This is a genomic window from Pseudoalteromonas shioyasakiensis (assembly GCF_001550135.1).
Lineage (GTDB): Bacteria > Pseudomonadota > Gammaproteobacteria > Enterobacterales > Alteromonadaceae > Pseudoalteromonas > Pseudoalteromonas shioyasakiensis.
In genome coordinates this window covers 261,109-277,388 of record NZ_LRUE01000022.1, presented here as the reverse complement: position 1 = coordinate 277,388, position 16,280 = coordinate 261,109, and the positions used below count along the sequence as shown (strand labels likewise).

18 protein-coding genes and 2 tRNA genes are annotated in these 16,280 nt (G+C 41.6%); 13 read left to right on the top strand and 7 right to left on the bottom strand.

The genetic code is table 11. The features are described from left to right. Positions 1–62: 62 nt before the first annotated feature. Positions 63–138: transfer RNA gene (locus tag PASHI_RS17810), tRNA-Gly, on the top strand. A 102-nt stretch (positions 139–240) separates the two neighbouring features. After that, positions 241–316 (top strand) — tRNA-Gly (locus PASHI_RS17805). A gap of 210 nt (positions 317–526) precedes the next feature. On the opposite strand, the gene PASHI_RS17795 is transcribed toward PASHI_RS17805, so the two are convergent. The 3 genes from PASHI_RS17795 to PASHI_RS17785 form a co-directional block, all read right to left on the bottom strand. Then, the gene (locus tag PASHI_RS17795; protein WP_054561120.1) at positions 527–952 is read right to left on the bottom strand and encodes a secondary thiamine-phosphate synthase enzyme YjbQ; all 426 of its coding nucleotides are present in this window, start codon (positions 950–952) and stop codon (positions 527–529) included. Continuing rightward, positions 949–1,416 carry a chemotaxis protein CheX gene (locus PASHI_RS17790; RefSeq protein WP_054554140.1) on the bottom strand — a complete coding sequence of 156 codons (468 nt, stop codon included), beginning with the start codon at positions 1,414–1,416 and terminating at the stop codon, positions 949–951. Before PASHI_RS17790 ends, PASHI_RS17795 begins: the two co-directional genes overlap by 4 nt. A gap of 73 nt (positions 1,417–1,489) precedes the next feature. Then, entirely contained in the window at positions 1,490–1,924 is a 435-nt protein-coding gene (locus PASHI_RS17785; protein WP_054554141.1) for a transcriptional repressor, read from the bottom strand. A gap of 94 nt (positions 1,925–2,018) precedes the next feature. Here PASHI_RS17785 and PASHI_RS17780 point away from each other — a divergent pair, with 94 nt between their 5' ends. The 9 genes from PASHI_RS17780 to PASHI_RS17740 all read left to right on the top strand — a co-directional run bounded on the left by PASHI_RS17780 (position 2,019) and on the right by PASHI_RS17740 (position 8,249). Then, a complete protein-coding gene (locus PASHI_RS17780) occupies positions 2,019–2,639 on the top strand; it encodes a MarC family protein (protein ID WP_062566539.1) in 621 nt (206 codons plus the stop codon). A gap of 98 nt (positions 2,640–2,737) precedes the next feature. Next, the gene (locus tag PASHI_RS17775; RefSeq protein WP_054561118.1) at positions 2,738–3,217 is read left to right on the top strand and encodes a hypothetical protein; all 480 of its coding nucleotides are present in this window, start codon (positions 2,738–2,740) and stop codon (positions 3,215–3,217) included. Positions 3,218–3,453: 236 nt separating this feature from the next. Beyond that, positions 3,454–4,431, top strand: a complete 978-nt coding sequence (dusA, locus tag PASHI_RS17770; protein WP_082422939.1) for a tRNA dihydrouridine(20/20a) synthase DusA — start codon at positions 3,454–3,456, stop codon at positions 4,429–4,431. 236 nt (positions 4,432–4,667) lie between these two features. Beyond that, complete coding sequence (locus PASHI_RS17765; RefSeq protein WP_054561117.1) at positions 4,668–5,342, top strand: PspA/IM30 family protein; 675 nt, start codon at positions 4,668–4,670, stop codon at positions 5,340–5,342. A gap of 10 nt (positions 5,343–5,352) precedes the next feature. Then, positions 5,353–5,559, top strand: a complete 207-nt coding sequence (locus tag PASHI_RS17760; protein WP_054554145.1) for a PspC domain-containing protein — start codon at positions 5,353–5,355, stop codon at positions 5,557–5,559. A gap of 9 nt (positions 5,560–5,568) precedes the next feature. Continuing rightward, complete coding sequence (locus tag PASHI_RS17755; protein WP_062566538.1) at positions 5,569–5,895, top strand: hypothetical protein; 327 nt, start codon at positions 5,569–5,571, stop codon at positions 5,893–5,895. A gap of 80 nt (positions 5,896–5,975) precedes the next feature. Then, positions 5,976–6,482 carry a copper chaperone PCu(A)C gene (locus PASHI_RS17750; RefSeq protein ID WP_062566537.1) on the top strand — a complete coding sequence of 169 codons (507 nt, stop codon included), beginning with the start codon at positions 5,976–5,978 and terminating at the stop codon, positions 6,480–6,482. 8 nt (positions 6,483–6,490) lie between these two features. Then, positions 6,491–7,477, top strand: coding sequence for a DUF2333 family protein (locus PASHI_RS17745; protein WP_062566536.1), 987 nt, complete (start codon positions 6,491–6,493; stop codon positions 7,475–7,477). Between the two features lie 4 nt (positions 7,478–7,481). Beyond that, entirely contained in the window at positions 7,482–8,249 is a 768-nt protein-coding gene (locus tag PASHI_RS17740; RefSeq protein ID WP_062566535.1) for a TIGR04219 family outer membrane beta-barrel protein, read from the top strand. A gap of 33 nt (positions 8,250–8,282) precedes the next feature. Here PASHI_RS17740 and PASHI_RS17735 read toward each other — a convergent pair whose 3' ends face one another. Together PASHI_RS17735 and PASHI_RS17730 are read right to left on the bottom strand one after the other, a co-directional pair. Next, positions 8,283–9,170, bottom strand: coding sequence for a TIGR03899 family protein (locus PASHI_RS17735; RefSeq protein ID WP_058585939.1), 888 nt, complete (start codon positions 9,168–9,170; stop codon positions 8,283–8,285). Beyond that, positions 9,139–9,645 (bottom strand): SRPBCC family protein, encoded by a 507-nt coding sequence (locus tag PASHI_RS17730; protein ID WP_235575457.1) that lies wholly within the window; start codon positions 9,643–9,645, stop codon positions 9,139–9,141. Before PASHI_RS17730 ends, PASHI_RS17735 begins: the two co-directional genes overlap by 32 nt. A 259-nt stretch (positions 9,646–9,904) precedes the next feature. On the opposite strand from PASHI_RS17730, the gene PASHI_RS17725 reads away from it, so the two are divergent. Together PASHI_RS17725 and PASHI_RS17720 are read left to right on the top strand one after the other, a co-directional pair. Continuing rightward, complete coding sequence (locus tag PASHI_RS17725; RefSeq protein ID WP_062566534.1) at positions 9,905–12,100, top strand: bifunctional diguanylate cyclase/phosphodiesterase; 2,196 nt, start codon at positions 9,905–9,907, stop codon at positions 12,098–12,100. A gap of 121 nt (positions 12,101–12,221) precedes the next feature. Then, on the top strand, positions 12,222–14,399 hold the full coding sequence (locus PASHI_RS17720) for a YgiQ family radical SAM protein (protein WP_054561110.1): 2,178 nt from the start codon (positions 12,222–12,224) through the stop codon (positions 14,397–14,399). Between the two features lie 36 nt (positions 14,400–14,435). Here the strand turns inward: PASHI_RS17720 and mgtE are convergent, their stop codons facing one another. Together mgtE and PASHI_RS17710 are read right to left on the bottom strand one after the other, a co-directional pair. Next, positions 14,436–15,794, bottom strand: a complete 1,359-nt coding sequence (gene mgtE, locus PASHI_RS17715; protein ID WP_054561109.1) for a magnesium transporter — start codon at positions 15,792–15,794, stop codon at positions 14,436–14,438. A gap of 211 nt (positions 15,795–16,005) precedes the next feature. Continuing rightward, entirely contained in the window at positions 16,006–16,278 is a 273-nt protein-coding gene (locus tag PASHI_RS17710) for an HPr family phosphocarrier protein (RefSeq protein WP_054561108.1), read from the bottom strand. Positions 16,279–16,280: the final 2 nt, after the last annotated feature.

Sequence of the window (16,280 nt, the reverse complement as noted above, 5' to 3'; positions counted from 1 at the left end):
CAGAACGTTTCACCGCAACCTTCAGGTTGTGCGACAACGGACAAATTACTGACTACTTAAAAGCGGCACTAGCTCAGTTGGTAGAGCGCAACCTTGCCAAGGTTGAGGTCACGAGTTCGAGCCTCGTGTGCCGCTCCAATTTCTCACCAAAAGAAATTGATATAAGTTTCAAGGGGAAAGTTGAAAGCACCAAGCTATTCAAACTTGTAACTTGAATCTTGTAACTAGAAACTATTTAAAGCGGCACTAGCTCAGTTGGTAGAGCGCAACCTTGCCAAGGTTGAGGTCACGAGTTCGAGCCTCGTGTGCCGCTCCAATCTCTAAAAAATCCCAAAAACACTTTCTTAAATAATTTAGTTAATACCAAGATTTGCTTACAGCTTACAGCTTACAGCTTACAGCTTACAGCTTACAGCTTACAGCTTACAGCTTACAGCTTACAGCTTACAGCTTACAGCTTACAGCTTACAGCTTACAGCTTACAGCTTACAGCTTACAGCTTACAGCTTACAGCTTACAGCTAGTTTTAGATCTGGCCTTGAACCGTCGCGATAATACGTCTAGCGCCACCATGATCTCGGTGTTCACCTAAATAAATACCTTGCCATGTGCCTAGCATTAAGCGGCCTTGATTAATTGGTATGGTGAGTTCAGCACCTAATGTACTGCTTTTTATATGGGCTGGCATATCGTCATCACCTTCATAATCATGACGATAATAACTTTGTCGTTCTGGCACAAAATGATTGAAGTGACTTTCCATATCCATTCTTACTGTAGGATCTGCATTTTCGTTAATAGTTAAGCTTGCAGAAGTGTGTTGAATGAATAGGTGTAATAAGCCGACTTTGTATTGTGCTATCTCTGGAAGTTGACGAAGTAGCTCGTCATCAATGATGTGAAAGCCTCGTGAGCGAGGCTTCAATTGAATGGTTTTTTGCTGCCAGCTCATAGTTTATCAAAGCTAACTTCAATATTGGCGTTACCATCAGCAGATGTGAATGGAATTAACACTTTAGCGCCTTCACATTTATGTGCAATTGTATGTCCCTTACCAGACACTACAACTGGCGTTGCCATATCAAACTCATAGCCTTTTTCGCCAAGTAGGTTTTTAGCGCCACCTGTTACCATGTTAGTAATTTCACCTACCATGTCGGTTACTTCTTCGTTAACCGTATCAGGGCGTTCACCTAGCATTCTTTCCATAATGGTCAGTGCTAGATTTTCATCAAAGGTGATTGAAAGTGAACCTTTAGTTTGTGGGCCAACCATACCAATCAAACCTGATACATCGCCACGGGCTAGTTCGTCTTTCTTTAAACTAGGTTTACCCGGCTTTAATTCTGTTTGAGCCATAGTGCTCAATACATTTAATAATGATGATAAAAAAGGGTTGATGAACTCCACATTCATTATTTATTTTCCCTTAGGTTTCGAAATGCCGTTAATCATACTTTAAGTGTAGTGGTTGTTTCAAACACCGCACTTATTCTTTGCATTTTTCGCATTTACCGTGCGCTTCAATTGTTTGTCCTGAGACAATAAATCCACTTTCTGCCGCTAAGTTATTAAGTTCATGAGAAATTACTGTTGAATGCAATTCTTTTACATAACCACAGCTGTCACAAATTAATAACTGTACAGGGTGAATGTGATCAAAATGATGGCACAGCATAAATGAGTTGGTGCTTTCAATTTTATGAATAAAGCCAAGTTCCGATAAAAAATCGAGCGCTCGATAAATAGTGGCCGGTTTTGCGCCTGACTCAGTTAATTTGAGTTGTTCTAATAAGTCATAAGCACCCACACCACCTTGCGCACTAGCTAACAGGCGGAATACTTTTTCACGGATAGGTGTGAAACGTGCACCACGATTATCGCATACTTGTTTTGCTTTACTGACGAGTGATTCTATATTCATCTTCTCTTATCCTTACGCTACCGTGATATACTAACATACTGTATTGTAGTTGCAGTGTTTTTATTCGCTAACACGTTTTCAGGGAGTTTTCTTAATGAGTGAATTGCTAGCTGCATTCATTTTCTTTTTTGCCGTCATTGATCCTATCGGAACCGTGCCTGTTTTTATTGCTGTTACACGCTGGGATGACGCCAAATTTAAGCGCAAAGTTGCATTAAAAGCGGTTGGTGTTTCGGCATTAGTGCTATTGTTTTTTGTTGTTGCGGGCGAGTTACTTTTAAACGCGATCAATATTCCACTTTCGGCATTTCAGATTGCCGGAGGTATCGTATTATTACTGTTTGCTCTGTCGATGATCTTCGGTGAAAGTAAACCAGAAACAGAAATCAAAAGTGTTCGAGATAGCACAGAAACCGCTATTTTCCCTTTGGCGATTCCTTCTATTGCCAGCCCCGGTGCCATGCTTGGTGCAGTACTGATGACTCGAAATACCGAATACACTTGGTATGAGCAGCTAATTACCTCATCGATTATGCTTTCTGTGTTAATAATCGTACTGGTTTTATTACTACTTGCCACGCATGTTCATAAGTTAATTGGTGATAGTGGCGCGAGCATTATCAGTCGAGTGATGGGCTTAATTTTATCGTCAGTAGCGGTGACTAATATCTTAGGCGGTATCGCTCACTACTTCGGTTTGAGTGTTGTCGGCTAGTTTTAATTTAAAGTGCATTTTCAGTGATTTAAACTTTGAATAATTGCCTTCTTTTATCTAACTTTAAAGAAGGCAATATAAAATTTAAGGAACAAAGAATGCTAATCAAAAATGTCGTCTTATCTGTTTTTCTGATTTTTAGTTTAGGTGCTTGCATGGAGCCGACCTATGATAGTGGTAAGCTAAAAGTTATCGAAGTAACAGATCATGATTTTAAAATTAATGGTGAAAGCGCAGTTACCGTAATTGTTGGTCATGCCAATGTGGCGGAGTACAGCTTCTCACTTCGTAAAAGTGATTTAAAGAAAGGCACGCTTCTGCAGTCTGTGTCTGACAGTAATCCAAATGTACGTGCAGATGGTACCTTCTTTAGTGAATATTATGTGCAATCAAAAGATCATGATACGCGTGCATCAATTGAAATTGTCGAAATGGACCCCGTTGAGAAAGTAGCGCGAATTGCAGTGGGTGCTAAGTTAGTTAACCTGAAAAACGAGGACTACAAAGAGCTTGAAATTACGATTTTGGAACTTACGGGCCAAAACCTTGAACATCTCCTAAGTAAAGTAAAAATGTAGACTTAGCATTTTACCTTATTCATCAAAGAAGTGAGATTGCAGTACACTTCTTCGCCTCTTTTCATTATCAGATCTTCGATTAAGCCATGCCGCGAGCGAGCTTCGGTGGTATAATGGTCGCAATTTTTCATTTCGGTGCATACCTAAAGGGTATGTGTCATCGCTATATTAAGCGTTAATCGTATTAGGTAATTTAAGTTGCAAGTAAATGCATTGATCTTTAAAGGGGCCATGTTATGAGCACAACGACATTAAACCGCCGTTTTTCCGTGGCACCCATGTTAGATTGGACAGATCGTCACTGTCGAACTTTTCACCGCAAAATGACTAAGCATGCTGTGCTATATACAGAGATGGTGACAACCGGCGCTATTTTATTTGGTAAAGGCGATTACTTACACTTTAATGAGCATGAAGGGCCAGTGGCATTGCAACTTGGTGGCTCAGATCCTGAAGCGTTGGCTAAGTGTGCAAAGTTAGCGGCGGAGCGCGGCTATCATGAAGTAAATTTAAATGTTGGCTGTCCGTCTGATCGTGTGCAAAATGGTCGTTTTGGTGCTTGTTTAATGGCTGAGCCTAAACTGGTTGCTGACTGCGTTGCTGCAATGAAAGCCGAAGTGACTATTCCTGTTACTGTTAAAACGCGCATTGGTATTGATGAGCAAGACTCGTATGAGTTTTTATGTGCTTTAATTGAAGCAAGTCATGATGTTGGCTGTGATGACTTTATTATTCATGCGCGTAAAGCGTGGTTAAATGGCTTAAGCCCAAAAGAGAATCGTGAGATCCCACCTCTTGATTACCCGCGGGTTTACCAGTTGAAAAAAGATTATCCGCAACTTCACTTAAGCTTAAATGGTGGCGTGAAAACAATTGCTGATAGCGTAGCTCACCTTGAGTATGTTGATGGCATTATGATTGGTCGTGAAGCGTATAGTAATCCGTTTATTTTGTCTGAGGTTGACGAAAACATTTATGGTGATGAAGCCTTTACGCTGAGTCGTCATCAGGTTGTGCGCTCGATGTACGACTATATTGAAGACGAAATGAGTAAAGGCGCTAACTTTTGGCATATTGCTCGCCATATGTTGGGAATTTTTCAAGGCCAACCTGGTGCGCGTGGTTTTAGACGCCACCTTTCAGAAAAAGGCCATGGTAAAGCGGCCGATTTATCTGTTATGGATAAAGCCTTAAGTTTTGTCCCAGAAGCCTAATCACAAAGCCTATTAAAAAAGCCACATTTTGTGGCTTTTTTTGATCCTAAAATTTAGTGAAAAAGTTAATTTTTTAGTCAAATTAGTTATTTTTCATTCAGTCACTAGTCAGCCTAAATCTAAATTTAATTGACTCAACTCATTGTATATAAATGATAATTTTAATTTATTCGTTAGTTGGCACAAGAATTGGAATCTCCTAGCTGTATTAACCCAATAATCAACAGGAGAGTCACATGGGTGTATTAAATCGCGTAAATGACATTATTCAGGCAAACCTTTCTGCAGCATTAGACAAAGCTGAAGATCCTGAAAAGTTACTTAATCTACTCGTGCAAGAAATGCAGGATGCACTGACTGAATGCCGTGCAACTGCTGCGACATTTTTAACGCAAGAAAAGCAAATGAAGCGTGAAATTGCAGCGAAACAAGCGAAAGTAGCTGACTGGCAAGCGAAAGCAGAAAAAGCGTTGAGTAAAGATCGCGATGATCTTGCCAAAGCAGCATTAGTTGAAAAGCAGCGTTTAACGACAGAAATCGAAGCGCAACAAGCTGAAATGGATAAAGTGGCAGAGTCACTCGCTAAATTGACAGAAGATTGTCAGCGTTTACAAAACAAGCTTGCAGATGCAAAGGCCAAACAGCTGACTTACATGCAAAAAGAACGCGTTGTTACAGCACGCTTAAAAGTAAAAGAGCAGCTGCATAGCAGTAAAGTTGAAGATGCATTAGCGCGTTTTGACTACTTAGAGCAGCGCGTTGAAAACATTGAGTCGCAAGTTGAGGCGTATGAACTGACACAAAGTGATGCTGCAAATTCAACAGCAGCACAATTCGCTGCCCTTGAGAAAGATGAAGCAATCGATAAAGAGCTTGCTGACTTGAAAGCAACGATGAAGCAGTCGGCTTAGGAGGTTAATAATGAATACTTATCACACATCGACACGTTGGTACCGTGATCTGAGTAATAAAAAGATCTCGGGTGTATGTAGCGGACTCGCTGCGCGCTTAGGCTTCCCTGTATGGTCAACACGTCTGGTCATGATCATATTACTTATTCAAATGCCGCTGTTAATAGGCGTGGGTTATTTAGTGGCTCATTGCACTTTACCAGTGAAAGGTTACTAGGAGTAGGACATGAAAACGTTAGCTATCATCATTTTGGCAATGTTATTACTATGCACTGATGCGGTTTCATTTGTATCGTTTGACTCATGGCAATTACCTTTATCAATTGCTGATATGAGTTGGGCTGGGCTTGAGGTCATCGGTGCAATAGTGGCAGTCATTGCCGTCGTTGCAGGTGTTGCGCTATTCACTATTGGGCTGCTAGGCGCAGGTGTTGTTGCTTTGATTGGTGTTTTGCTTGCGTTTTTATTTGGCTCAGTAATGATTGCATGGCCACTTTTACTAATCGCAGCATTATGCTGGTTGATTGCCGATAACAAAAAATCGCCAGCTTAAGGTACTAATAAACTGCCTTAATACATAAAATATGCTAAATTTAGCGGGTAAGTTAATGTCTTAACAAGGATTAAAACATAATGAAACTGTGGCCCGCACTCTCTTTTCTTACCGCAAGTTTATTCTTTAGTACTTTTTTATCTGCCCATAGTGGCCATGATCATAGCGATGTTGCCGAAGTAGCCGTAAGCAATGCGCAGGTACGTGAATTTTTACCAGCCAGTAAAGCCAGCGTGGCTTATTTAACTATTACTAACCCAAGTGAGCATGCAACGGTATTAACTAAAGCTGAGCTTGATGGTTTAGGACGTGTTGAAATTCATCAGCATACTCATGTTGATGGCATGATGAAAATGGAACAGGTTTTATCATTAAAGATTGATGGTCACAGCAGTGTTGAGTTTAAACCGGGTGGTTATCACTTAATGGTGTTTGAACCTGAAGATCAACTAAAAGCAGGGCAAGAACGAAAACTCACGCTATATTTTAATGATGGCAATCGAGTTTTTACTCAAGCCAAGGTTGTGTCTTTACAAGAAATGTCTGAGCAGGCATCAAAAAAAAGTAAAGAGCACTCACATCACTAGGAGGTATTATGTCTGAGCATAAAGGAAAAATAGCCAGTGCATTACTTATTATACTAATTATTTTTTACGCGATTGCTGTTTACTGGAGTAGTGAACCAGCTCGTATGGATGTTGTTAGCAAGGCAAAACAGGAAGCGCAAATGCGCGGTGAAAAGTTTGTCACCGGCTACACAACAACAACTACGTTGATCAATGTGGCAAGTACATTATTAAATAAGCCTGGCGGCTACTTATCTAACGATATGATGCCACCAAGTGTAATGATGGATAACATGCCGGCGTGGGAATATGGCGCGCTTGAGATGACCCGAGATTTAGTGTTGTCGATGCGTAAAGACTTCAGCCGTTCACAGTCTCAATCAACTGAGCACGAAGCACTTAAAAAAGCACAGCCGCAATTTAATATAAGCTCGGTAGCATGGGCATGGCCTAGCGCAGAAACTGAATATCAAAAGGGTATTGATTTACTTATTGTATACCGTACCCAAATTGCGGATCAGAACGATCGAGATAGCCAGTTTTATGCCCGTGCCGATAACTTACGTGGCTGGTTAAAAGAAGCTGAAAAGCGCTTAGGTAGTTTAAGTCAGCGTCTAAGCGCAAGTGTTGGCCAAGATCGTTTGAACACTGATTTAGCTGGCGATACTGCGGCTCATCAAGCAACATACACCCCTTTGCAAAGCCAAGTAAAAACATCTTGGTGGCAAATTGATGATGTATTTTATGAATCGCGTGGTGCAACGTGGGCATTACTGCACTTTTTACAAGCGGTTGAATATGATTTTGCTGATGTCTTAGAAAAGAAAAATGCTCGTGTTAGTCTGCAACAAATTATTCGTGAATTAGAGGCCACGCAAGAAACTGTGTGGAGCCCAATGATCTTAAATGGCAGTGGTTTTGGTTTTGTTGCTAACCACTCACTGGTCATGGCGAATTATATTTCTCGAGCCAATGCGGCTCTAATTGAACTTAGCGAACTTTTAGCGCAAGGATAAAATGATGAAAAAGTACTGTTTAGCAGCTGCCCTTTCAATGGCCTGTTTAGCTCCAACAGCGCAAGCTGATACATTATTAGGTTTATACCTAGGTGTTGATGGCTGGCAATCAGATAACAGCGGTAGTTTTGCTCAAGACGGAAATCTACAAAGCTTTAAATTTGATGATGAAACGTTTACGAGCTACTACGCAGCACTTGAGCACCCAGTGCCGTTAGTACCAAACATTAAACTAAAATACACTGAACTTGAGTTAAATGGTGATACAACACTTGATGAAACGTTTAGCTTTGGTGGTTCTGATTACGTTGTAGGCACACAAGTAGGCACAGTGAGTGATTTATCACATGTTGACTACATCCTATATTACGAAATCTTTGATAATGATTTGGTTTCAATTGATTTAGGTGTAAACGCTAAACAATTTGACGGTGAAATTACGGTAACGGGTACTTCGCAAGAAGGTGGCCCAAGTACAACTGAGCGCGTTGATTTTTCTGGTTTCGTACCTTTAGTGTATGGTCGTGCTGAAGTTGGCTTGCCGTTAACAGGTTTAAGCGTATTCTTTGAAGGTAGCTTACTGGCTATCGACGATAGCAAAATTCAAGACTACCAAGCGGGTGTTGCATACGCTTTACTTGATAACTTAGCAATTGATATGGACATTAAAGCGGGTTACCGCTCAATGACTTTAGAGCTTGATGATATTGATGATATCTACACAGATTTAGATGCATCAGGTCCATTTGCGGGTATTCAAATCCACTTCTAATCGAGTTTTTCGGTTTATATTTAGCTGGCAGCTTTATTTTAAAGCTTGCCAGCTAACTTCAAATTCATCTTCTAATGATGTTGAAAGTATCTGCTTATAAGCCTTATTTATTGGCGATGCGATTAGCTTTCTTAACTCGTCGCCCGTTTGTGTAAATTTATAATAACTGAGTACTAAGTCATTACTTTTTGCTTTTAAAACCAAGCGTTGATTCATAAAGCTCAGCACCAGTTCTTGGCCAGCTTTTAAAACAGCTGATTCGATTTCTTTTCGATACAGCAAGTTAATATCCATCAGGGTAAGAATGTCAGGAAAGCTAACAGGGGTTTTCCCTAAATTAAATGACACCTTGTTACCTTTTCTAAGTAAATCAAACAGTGAAGGCTTCTTGTAAAAGCCAAGTAAAATTAAGTGGCTGTTATCTTTTTCATTGAAGCCACACAGTGATGTACAGCGCTGAAGGGCATCTGCTTCGCGCTGTGTCATGTGCTTAAGGGTTTGTAAGCTTTTAATCGAAAAGGTGCCCGGTGACACGGTCTCACCTGCGAGTATTTTTGCCCATAGCTTTTGCATTGAAGAATTAGCTGTGTCTTCACATAAACTAATAAAGCGCTCTATCCAATCAAAATCTGGTTGTTGTTGGCCAGTGACATCGGGGCAAAACGCCATAGCCATCGCCATAATGGTTTCGATATTTTCTTGGCGCTTAATGAATTGAATTTCTTGGCGAGTTTGGGCGCGCTCTAAAAGGCTTGCTTGCGCTTTAATTTGATAAGCTAACTGCTGTTGACCTTGTGCTGAGTAGCTGTCATCACCAGCATGGTTGATCCTAGCCGATGATGCCTTATGAATAGGGTAGCCAAGCTGGTTTTCTATGATATTAGCAAGATTAACTCTCGCCTGAGCTGCTTTCACTGTCATCGGTCACACTGTCCTTGCCTGTTGTTGCTAACTGCGCATGAGTTTTGATGTTATTGAGCGCCAGTTTTACTGTGTTATTGAGAATATACTGACTTAGTAAAGCAAGGTAGCCACCAATAATAGGGGTGTTGACCTCACCTTTTAATGAACACTCAATGTTAACGTTATCGCCTTCAGGTAAATAGCGAATTGTGCCTTGGGCAATGTGTTCTTTATTAAATAAGATATTAAATGAAAGCTGGCTGTTGTCGAGTTGGGTGATGGTCATTTCACCTTCGCCAAAGCGACTTTGCCAAAATTGATGTGCACCTACTCCTTGGCTAGGTTCTGCAATGGTAAATTTAATACTCGGGTCGACAGCCTGCCATGGTTGCCACTTAGGCCATTGATTAAAGTCGCCTATAAGGCTTGCAATCTCAGCACTGCTCGCATTCACTTTAATTGATTTGTGAACAGTATATTGCGGTGAAAGCATAAGCCCAATCACAAGTGAGATCAGAATGCTGATAAAAATCGCTTTTAGGGTAAAAATGAGTATTTTAATAATCTCACCTCAGGCAATTGTTTTATAACTTTCATAACATTATACGTAACATAGACTATAATCTGTTTGATACTATATAAGCTATCACTAATGTATCATAGTTAAATAAGTGATAGAATTTTGAGCATCGCTGTAAAATGGAGTGGCGCCATAGTTACAGTATTACGGGGATCACTCTAAGGAATTATTAATGGCATCAGAGAGTAACGACTTTTTGTTTAGTGACCAAGATGACGAACAGTTAGTGGATGAAACTGTCTCTGATTTTTGGGACGTATTAATTGTCGATGATGATCCAGAAATACATTCAGTTACTAAGCTTGCCCTCTCAGGCGTTGAGTTTTGGGATAAAGGGCTGCGATTTCACCATGCCTACTCAGGTGCAGAAGCGCTCGAATTACTTAAAAATGACCATTCGATTTCGGTAATTCTCCTTGATGTGGTTATGGAGTCAGATGATGCTGGCTTGCAAGTTGTAAAGCAGGTTAGAGAGTGCCTTAATAATCACAATGTGCGCATTATTTTACGTACCGGACAACCAGGCTACGCACCTGAAGAAAAAGTGATCCGCGAATACGATATTAACGACTACAAAACAAAAACAGAACTTACACGTAGTAAACTTATCACCGCCCTTGTTACGGCTATTCGCTCTTATGAGCAAGTATGTCAGCTCGAATTTCAAAGCCGCGCGTTAAATAATATTTTGTATGCATCTAAGGCTATTCTTGGTTTTACTGATATCAAAGCCTTTTCAATGGCAGTGATTAAGCAGCTCTCAATTATTTTAGATTGCGAACCGCAAGGTTTACTGTGTGGTTCTATTGAAGATGACAATCAGGTTTATGTTTTAGGTGGTTGTGCTGAATATAATGAGTTTATTGGCCAGGGTATTGAGCAGCTTGATGATGGCCGTATTATCATGCAAGTTAACAACTGCCTAGCCCAAGGTGAGCATCAGCACACCGATGTAGACAGTACGTACTTATTAAAAAGCAAAAACCGCCAAGCAGCTATTTACTTAGAAACCGAGCACACACCAAGTCCTTCGCAACTACAATTTGCAGAGATATTTTTAACCAATGTCAGTGTTGGTCTTGATAATGTTAGGCTGTTCAACCGTTTACGTGATGCAGCTTATAAAGATGTTTTAACTGGCTTATCGAATCGTAACGATTTCATGAATAAAGTGGAGCGTTACTACCAGCCGGGTAAAAGTGACTATGTCTTTTTATTAATTGATGTTGCGCAATTCTCAGATATTAACAATGGCTTAGGCCAAGAGATTGGTAACTTATTACTAAATGCCATTGTTGATAGACTGCATCAAGAATACCCAAATGCTGAGCTGCTCTCGCGCATCGGTGCAGATGTATTTGGCTTACTGTTACCCGTTGGTGAATGTGACGTTGAGCTACTACGCGAGCACTTAAGTTTGCCGTTCAATGCAGGTGAACACATTTTACCAATCAACTTTAAAATTGGTTTATGTTATCAAGGTGACTTCCTGCAAGCAGGGATCGAGACCTTAAAGCTGGGCTACATTGCGCTTAACCAGGCTAAAAAACAATCTTCTGAAATGGTGGTGACGTATACCCCAGACATGGAAGAGAAAATGGCTTGGCGTTTAGGGATCATCAGACAGCTTCGTCAAGATTTTGAGCAGCGTAAATTAGAGGTTTGGTTTCAGCCACAACTTGATTTAAACACCCTTGAAATCATTGGCTGTGAAGCGCTACTGCGTTGGCCGTCAGGTAATGGTCAGTATATTTCGCCAGCGATTTTCGTTCCAATGGCTGAAGATGCCGGTTTAATTGTTGAAATAGGGCAATGGGTGCTAGAGCAAGCATGTATGCAGCAAAAGCGCCTCGAAGCAATGGGCTTTGCAATTAGCATTGCTGTAAATGTTTCAGTGCCGCAATTTAAAGTTAAAGGCTATGCGCAGCAGGTTAAAGACACGCTTATTAAATATGATGTAAAACCGCAGTTTATTGAACTCGAAGTGACTGAAAGCGTGGTTATGGATGAGCTAGCTAATGTGATCACCACACTAAAAGAACTTAAAGAGTTTGGTATCGAGATTGCGATCGACGACTTCGGTACAGGGTTTTCATCGTTAAGTTACTTGCAAAAACTGCCGCTAGACAGACTCAAAATTGATCGCGACTTTATTAAAGACTTACCAGGTCAAGATTGTCAGGCGATTGCTGCGTTAATTATTTCTCTTGGTGCAAGGTTAGGCTTAAAAACCATAGCAGAAGGGGTTGAGACACAAGCGCAAGCGGATTATTTAGCCCAGCTTGGCTGTGATGAAGTGCAAGGCTTTATGTACGCTAAGCCTATGCCTGAAAAAGAGTTAATTACCTACTTGCAAGCTAAGCAGTAACCAGTTCCAGTAATTACATAAAAATTAAACAGCGCCCTTCCATGTGAAGGGCGTTTTGTTTTCTATAATAATCTATAAGACTGAGGTATAATTCGCCCCTTTTGTTAGCAGAGTACACTTTATGAGCGCATTAAAAGCCGAGCGAGGCCTGTTTTCTTACCCTAAGTATTGGGCTGAATGCTATGGCACGGCGCCATTTTTACCAACCACTCGTGCAGAAATGGACGCGTTAGGCTGGGATAGCTGTGACGTGATCATTGTAAGTGGTGATGCGTATGTAGATCACCCAAGTTTCGGTATGGCTGTGATAGGGCGTATGCTTGAGTCACAGGGTTTTCGTGTGGGTATAATTGCACAACCTGATTGGAACTCAAAAGATGCCTTTATGGCGTTAGGTAAGCCTAACTTATTCTTTGGTGTTACAGCGGGTAATATGGACTCGATGATCAACCGTTATACTGCTGAAAAGCGTATGCGTCATGATGATGCTTATACGCCGGGTAACATAGGCGGTAAACGTCCTGACCGTGCGGTAGTTGTATACAGCCAACGCTGTCGCGAAGCTTATAAAGATGTGCCGCTGATCATTGGTGGTATTGAGGCGAGTTTACGCCGTATTGCTCATTATGATTATTGGCAAGAAAAAGTACGCCGTAGCGTATTGTTTGATGCCAAAGCTGACATTCTAATTTACGGTAATGCTGAGCGCCCACTTGTTGAAGTTGCCCACCGTATTGCTGCGGGTGAGTCGGTTGAGACAATTCAAGATATTCGTGGTACTGCGGTTATTCGTAAAGAACCATTACCGGGTTGGCGTGGTAGTGACTCAACTGCAATTGATAAAATCGGTAAGATTGATCCAATTCCAAACCCGTATGGCGCAGATGATGTGGGTTGTAGTAAATCTGAATTTAAAAAAGCAGGTATTGATTTAAGTGCCGAGGCGGCTAAGCCAATCACTATCCAGCCAGCTCGTCCTAAGCCTTGGGAAAAGACCTACGTTAAGCTACCAGCGTATGAGCAAGTAAGCGTAAATAAACCGCTTTATGCCCATGCCTCGCGTATTTTGCACCAAGAAACAAACCCAGGTTGTGCACGTGCGTTATTTCAACGCCATGGAGACCGTTCTATTTGGGTTAACCCGCCTGCATTTCCGCTTGAAACTGAAGAAATGGATGGCGTATTTGGTTTGCCATATCAGCGTATTCCGCACCCAAGCTACGGCGATGAAAAAATCCCAGCCTATGAAATGATTAAAACCTCGGTGAACATCATGCGTGGTTGCTTTGGTGGCTGTTCTTTCTGTTCGATTACAGAGCACGAAGGACGTATTATTCAAAGCCGTTCTGAGCAATCAATTATTGATGAAATTGAGCAAATTCGTGACAGAGTACCGGGCTTTACTGGGGTTATCTCTGACTTAGGTGGACCGACAGCGAATATGTACAAGTTGCGCTGTAAGAGTAAAAAAGCAGAGAGTACATGCCGACGTTTATCATGTGTTTATCCTGATATCTGTAAGCACATGGACACGGATCACACCCCAACTATTGAGCTTTATAAAAAAGCCCGTGATGTAAAAGGTGTGAAGAAAATTTTGATTGCGTCTGGCGTACGTTATGACTTAGCTGTAGAAGACCCTCGCTATGTAAAAGAGTTGGTTACCCATCACGTAGGCGGGTACTTAAAAATTGCCCCTGAGCATACTGAAGATGGTCCATTGTCTAAGATGATGAAGCCGGGCATGGGAGCTTACGATAAGTTTAAAGAGCTATTTGATAAATACTCAAAAGAAGCGGGTAAAAAGCAGTATTTGATCCCGTATTTTATTTCTGCTCACCCAGGAACGAAAGACGAAGACATGGTGAACATGGCGTTGTGGTTAAAGTCTAATGACTTTAAGCTTGATCAAGTGCAAAACTTTTATCCATCACCGATGGCCAATGCAACCACGATCTATCACACTGAGATGAACTCGCTGCGCAATATTAAGAACAATACTGAGCAAGTGCCTGTTCCAAAAGGCGCACGCCAGCGTCGCTTACACAAAGCGATTTTACGTTACCACGATCCTGCTGGTTGGCCGATGATCCGTGAAGCACTAAGAAAAATGGGCAAAGCGAATCTAATCGGTAAAGGACCGAACTGTTTGGTACCTGAAGAAGGTCGTAACGAGAAAGCTGCTAGAGGAAAGGGCGGTAAAGGCCGTGCGGCACTGACTCGTCACACCGGTTTTAGCCAGTTTAAAAAGGCCAATACCAAACCTCGAGTAGGTAAAAATAAGCAGCGCGCAAAGTAAAAGATATAAATACGGCCCTTAAAGGGCCGTTTTATATTAGATCAATAACCAGGTTGCGGTGCCTAAAAAGGCAAAGATACCAACAATATCAGTGACGGTTGTCAGTACCACACTGCCGGCGAGGGCTGGGTCTATTTTCATTTTCTTAAGAATTAATGGAATGCTCGCACCCGCAATACCAGCGGCAACAAGATTCATAAACATTGCAAAGGCCAGCACTGCGCCGAGTTTAAAGTCCCACTGCCATAGGGCAACCACACCAGCAATTAATATCGACCAAATAATGCCATTCAGTGCGCCAATCGCCAGCTCCTTAAGTAATAAGAAGCGTTGGTTGGTTTGGTTGATATGACCAACCGCTATACCACGAATAACCAGAGTTAGGGTTTGGCTACCCGCAACACCCCCCATTGAAGGGACGATACCATTGAGTACCGCTAAAATAGGCAAGATTGCTAAGGTGTTTTCGAAAAAGCTTGCCACAATGGCTGCTAACAATGCGGTTAATAAGTTAACCCCAAGCCAAATAGAGCGACGCTGCGAACTTTTTAGCACTGGCGCAAAGGTATCTTCTTCGTCGTCAAGACCAGCGAGGCTAAGCATGCTGTGTTCAGCATCTTCACGGATTACGTCAACGATATCATCGATGGTAATACGACCAAGCAAGTGAGCGTTATCATCGACGACAGGGGCTGAAATCCAGTTGTGACGTTCAAACAATTGCGCTACATCACTTTCATCCATAGAGATTAGGATTGACTCACAGTCTTCATCCATTAAATCACGAACAATTTTATCTGATGGGCTGGTCAGCAATGTAGTTAATGAAAGCGCGCCTAAAAAGCAGTTATGCTTATCAACTACATATAAGTCATCGGTACCCTCTGGTAGCTCACCTCGTAAGCGTAAATAGCGCAGTACAACATCGAGAGTAACGTCAGGACGAATGGTAACCGTATCGCTGTTCATCAAGGCACCGGCTGAACGCTCTTGATAAGAAAGTGCTTGAGTTGCTCTCTCTCTATCTTGCGAATCCATGGCACTGACAACGTCTTGATATACAGTATCAGGAAGACTACGTAAAACCTCACCTAAGTCATCGTCGTCCATATCTTCAGTGGCAGCAGCAATGTGCTCAGGCTCCATCTGGGCAATAATGCCAAGACGTACATCTTCAGAGAGTTCTTCTAGAACATCACCACGGACATCTGGATCAACCAGCTGCCAAAGCATACGACGAATTTTATGGGGAGAAGATTCAAGTAAAAGGGCTGTATCACAAGGTGCCGTTTTGGCTAACATTCCGCGCACTTGAACAAATTGACCACTATTGAGTGACTTGGTCACTTGTTTGAGTTGTTGTAGTGGGTAATCTTGTTCAAAGGCTTCTGGCATTGGCGTCCTTACAACTGAAAAAAGTTTAAATAGGCTAAGCAAATACAGCATAGTTGCTTTGTAGTGTATTTGCAGAGATATCGTCGCACTGCGATAAATTTATTAAGAGTTTTGTAATTTAGAAAAGCGAGCGATATAAAAGTAGGATATTTAAAGGGAATTTTAAATATCCGAATTAAGTTTACCGTAAACCTTGAAGTCTTAGCAAATGCTATTCTTGCTCGTGGAAGCGTTGTGCAATTAATTCGCCGATTGCCGTTAATGCAGCATCGGCGTCAGGGCCTTCGCATACAACGCGAACTTCTTTACCCTGACTACTTTCAAGTAGCATTAATGCTAACACGCTGTCGCCTTCAGCTTCTTTATCATCTTGATAAAGCGTAATTTTGGCATCAAATTGCAGTGCTAATTGCGCTAAAACAGTAGCAGCACGAGCATGTAAGCCAAGTTTATTTTGAATTAAAAAGGTATCTTCAGCGTGCATTG

Coding starts and splice junctions, on each gene's coding strand:
- PASHI_RS17745 (WP_062566536.1), top strand. CDS start 6,491: ATGTCTGAGCATAAAGGAAAAATAGCCAGTGCATTACTTATTATACTA.
- PASHI_RS17730 (WP_235575457.1), bottom strand. CDS start 9,645: ATGCTTTCACCGCAATATACTGTTCACAAATCAATTAAAGTGAATGCG.
- PASHI_RS17780 (WP_062566539.1), top strand. CDS start 2,019: ATGAGTGAATTGCTAGCTGCATTCATTTTCTTTTTTGCCGTCATTGAT.
- dusA (WP_082422939.1), top strand. CDS start 3,454: ATGAGCACAACGACATTAAACCGCCGTTTTTCCGTGGCACCCATGTTA.
- PASHI_RS17785 (WP_054554141.1), bottom strand. CDS start 1,924: ATGAATATAGAATCACTCGTCAGTAAAGCAAAACAAGTATGCGATAAT.
- PASHI_RS17790 (WP_054554140.1), bottom strand. CDS start 1,416: ATGAATGTGGAGTTCATCAACCCTTTTTTATCATCATTATTAAATGTA.
- PASHI_RS17765 (WP_054561117.1), top strand. CDS start 4,668: ATGGGTGTATTAAATCGCGTAAATGACATTATTCAGGCAAACCTTTCT.
- PASHI_RS17750 (WP_062566537.1), top strand. CDS start 5,976: ATGAAACTGTGGCCCGCACTCTCTTTTCTTACCGCAAGTTTATTCTTT.
- PASHI_RS17710 (WP_054561108.1), bottom strand. CDS start 16,278: ATGCACGCTGAAGATACCTTTTTAATTCAAAATAAACTTGGCTTACAT.
- mgtE (WP_054561109.1), bottom strand. CDS start 15,794: ATGCCAGAAGCCTTTGAACAAGATTACCCACTACAACAACTCAAACAA.
- PASHI_RS17760 (WP_054554145.1), top strand. CDS start 5,353: ATGAATACTTATCACACATCGACACGTTGGTACCGTGATCTGAGTAAT.
- PASHI_RS17725 (WP_062566534.1), top strand. CDS start 9,905: ATGGCATCAGAGAGTAACGACTTTTTGTTTAGTGACCAAGATGACGAA.
- PASHI_RS17775 (WP_054561118.1), top strand. CDS start 2,738: ATGCTAATCAAAAATGTCGTCTTATCTGTTTTTCTGATTTTTAGTTTA.
- PASHI_RS17720 (WP_054561110.1), top strand. CDS start 12,222: ATGAGCGCATTAAAAGCCGAGCGAGGCCTGTTTTCTTACCCTAAGTAT.
- PASHI_RS17740 (WP_062566535.1), top strand. CDS start 7,482: ATGAAAAAGTACTGTTTAGCAGCTGCCCTTTCAATGGCCTGTTTAGCT.
- PASHI_RS17755 (WP_062566538.1), top strand. CDS start 5,569: ATGAAAACGTTAGCTATCATCATTTTGGCAATGTTATTACTATGCACT.
- PASHI_RS17735 (WP_058585939.1), bottom strand. CDS start 9,170: ATGACAGTGAAAGCAGCTCAGGCGAGAGTTAATCTTGCTAATATCATA.
- PASHI_RS17795 (WP_054561120.1), bottom strand. CDS start 952: ATGAGCTGGCAGCAAAAAACCATTCAATTGAAGCCTCGCTCACGAGGC.